This is a genomic window from Oscillospiraceae bacterium, assembly GCA_015068525.1.
Taxonomy (GTDB): domain Bacteria; phylum Bacillota; class Clostridia; order UMGS1840; family HGM11507; genus SIG450.
The window spans coordinates 1-3009 of the sequence record SVKJ01000053.1 but is presented as its reverse complement, the minus strand read 5'-3'; the positions used below and the strand labels follow the sequence as shown (position 1 = coordinate 3009).

Here is a 3009-nt window from a genome sequence, read left to right as displayed (position 1 = left end):
TTATCGTCTATAAAGCGATAAATTCAACCATCTATCCGACAAGTACATAAAAATCTTACATTTTTTGTCATCGAGTTATTTCGATTTTAGATTTTCTATCTGACAAACTTCTAATAACTTGCCATTTACAGTCATATATATTTTCTAATTTTATTTTTTTATCTGTTCACTACAAATTGGGAATTATTTTTCTAAGACAAATCGTGCTACTTTAACATTTCCATCCATCTCCATAGACACTATATCAAATCCACATTTTTCTGTATAAAACTTAACATTTTCCTTTTTGTCTATGGGTGTGACTAAGGTAAATTTATCCCAATCCTCGTAGTGTGATGTTATAAATTTTATTGCTAGTGTTCCTATTCCTTTTCCTTGAAACTCTGGAACAACACACAAACAGCCAACTTCGTATACTCCCGCTTCTACCTTTTTACAAGAAACACAACCAACTGGTTTGTTATTGAATAGAATAATAAACTTGGGAAAATTTATTATGGATTTTTCCATCATTTCTTTCGTCTGTCCATACGCAGGACATTCACCATATTTAATATAATCACTATAAAACGCAGAATTATATATATCTATTAGCAATTCTGCATCTGTAATATCCGCTTTTCTATATTCAATCTTCATAAATAACACCTCCACAAACTTCTAAGTACTTTCAGTCTCACTGCAAGACTTAAATTGATGACCCCTCTCAAAGAAGTCCATCTCGCACCGGGCATTCACTTCTGCATTTGTTACAATCAACAGTATCAAATCCTCTTGTGGTTTTACCATAGGTATTTTGCCTACATTTCATTTGTGCAACAGATTTATCTTGTATCGCTGATACAGGACAAAAATGTAAACACTTGGTACATTCGGGGATACATATATTCTCACAAAGCGGGTCACTTTCAAAATCCAAATTAGTTAAGACAGCACCTAATGTAAGTCTGTTGCCATATTTCGGATTTAATAACAAACTACTTTTTCCAATTTGACCAATTCCGCAGGCTACCGCCACATGTTTCATTGATAATAGCCCTTTGCCTGTCATGGTTTCCGTTTCCCAATATTCATAAGGATTATCCGAAGGAATCGGTACACATATTCCAGCATATTCTTCCTCAAGGATTTTTGCTACCGAAAATACGACTTCATCCACTTTGTGTACCACATCTGCATTAAAATGTCCGTATATCAATCTTGATTCAACGCGAAAAAGTCCCTTAGGAAGCGCTATTCCTACTGCAATCACAGATTTACAGTCTGAATACAAATCTATAGGACGAAAATTTATCGGCGCTTCCGCAAATCGCTCTATTCCTGCAAATCCGCATACATCAACACCCAAACCTAATATTCTTTCTCTTATTGCTTCTTTTCTACCCATACAACACTCCACAAGTTTAAATTCATCTAAACTTCTCCAGTCTATATAACAATCCATCTTCTAATTCTGCAATTCCGTTTTTGTAATCATATCCCATCTTTTTATAAAACTCTACTGCCGTTATAGACGCCGGTATTTCAACTCGCTTAGCTCTTAAAAAATATTCGTCATGCTCAAGTGTTTCTATGATTCTTTTTCCGACACCTTTTCCCTGATATTCAGGCAAAACAAAAATAGTCAGTAAAATACTTTCGGTTGCACTACCCCAATATCCTGCAATTGCCCCACATCCAACAATTCTCGTACCATCACAGGCAACATACATATGTCCTTCATTGGCTCTTTCAATCAGAACTTCCGCAGAATGAGAGGATATATTGTCTTCAATATATTCACATGAATAATCCTTGCTGTTACTTATTTTTAATGTTTCAGCAATCATTTGTGCTGTTTCGGGTGCGTCATCCCGATTGAACAATCTGATTTCCATTTTTTAACCTCACTTGCAAATTCATATTTTCTATCTCCCGCCAATGGAATTTATTTAATCAAGTAAAAAATATAACAAAATGCTATTATGATCAAAATGGCTAATGGCGGCATAATAACTTTATTATAAGGGAATGTTTCCATGTTGATATATGCATCACTGATTTCCCATACAATACAAAAAATATAGTTAATTATTAACATAAAATAACTAATAACTATTCCCCAAAAAGCCAATCCAAAATCATTTGCCGATATAAAAAATATTACAATACCTATTCCAAATAATGCCTCAAAGAACAATGTAATTATTGCCGTTGCCGAACTCCATCCTTTTTTATTTTCAAATGGCTCGTCATCATCTGAACAATGAGACCCATCATCATAAAATAAAACAATCATCCAAATTAAGAAAGAAAGCATTCTATGCTTGTTATTTAATTCAAAATCTTCTTTTATAAATACTCCGTAATATAACATTATTGATGACATTCCTAAACCAATACCAACATATATACCTGTTAAAATACGAACTTCATTGTCTAATTTAATGATTCCAAAAATACTCACTATCAAAGATATAATCGTTAAAATTATTGATGTTAATATCACCATATTTGCTATTTTGTTTGCTTTTTTATTCTTACGAAGGCTGTCTTTTTTATAATTTTCTTTTTCTGTATTTTTATTTACGATGTCTGAACTAAAAGTTTTCTTTTTAACCATTTCTTTAGCATCTTTAAATGCTCTTTTTGAGTCAGAGTATACATAATCAGATTTAAAAATTTTATTTCCATCTTTGTGAATTTCTAAAGAATAAAGTTTTACATTATTTTCAACTTTATATACACCACCAAACTTAAATGTATAACCCTTGTAATCCATATTTTCCCCTTTTAAACATAAGAATCATTTGTATCCCTAAACCAACATCATTCACTACAATTATTGCTTAATACAAACACCCCGTTGCATAGTCTTCTCACACACCGCTTTAATCCAGCCTGTAATCCCTTCCGGAAATCTCTCATCATAACAGGTTCCGTCTTCATAGATTAAGTTTGCCTGAATCTGATTTATCAGACAATGCTGGCCCATTTCCATTCCGTAATTGATAGATGCAATACCTTTAT

4 protein-coding genes are annotated in these 3009 nt (G+C 32.7%); all 4 read right to left on the bottom strand.

Going from position 1 to position 3009, the window contains the following annotated elements:
- Nucleotides 1-183: 183 nt before the first annotated feature.
- Nucleotides 184-639 (bottom strand): GNAT family N-acetyltransferase, encoded by a 456-nt coding sequence (locus E7419_08365; protein MBE7015189.1) that lies wholly within the window; start codon nt 637-639, stop codon nt 184-186.
- 67 nt (nt 640-706) lie between these two features.
- Nucleotides 707-1387, bottom strand: coding sequence for an epoxyqueuosine reductase (locus tag E7419_08360; protein ID MBE7015188.1), 681 nt, complete (start codon nt 1385-1387; stop codon nt 707-709).
- Between the two features lie 22 nt (nt 1388-1409).
- Nucleotides 1410-1877, bottom strand: coding sequence for a GNAT family N-acetyltransferase (locus tag E7419_08355; GenBank protein ID MBE7015187.1), 468 nt, complete (start codon nt 1875-1877; stop codon nt 1410-1412).
- Nucleotides 1878-1927: 50 nt separating this feature from the next.
- Nucleotides 1928-2761 carry a hypothetical protein gene (locus E7419_08350; GenBank protein ID MBE7015186.1) on the bottom strand — a complete coding sequence of 278 codons (834 nt, stop codon included), beginning with the start codon at nt 2759-2761 and terminating at the stop codon, nt 1928-1930.
- Nucleotides 2762-3009 lie beyond the last annotated feature (248 nt).

Coding starts and splice junctions, on each gene's coding strand:
- E7419_08350 (MBE7015186.1), bottom strand. CDS start 2,761: ATGGATTACAAGGGTTATACATTTAAGTTTGGTGGTGTATATAAAGTT.
- E7419_08365 (MBE7015189.1), bottom strand. CDS start 639: ATGAAGATTGAATATAGAAAAGCGGATATTACAGATGCAGAATTGCTA.
- E7419_08360 (MBE7015188.1), bottom strand. CDS start 1,387: ATGGGTAGAAAAGAAGCAATAAGAGAAAGAATATTAGGTTTGGGTGTT.
- E7419_08355 (MBE7015187.1), bottom strand. CDS start 1,877: ATGGAAATCAGATTGTTCAATCGGGATGACGCACCCGAAACAGCACAA.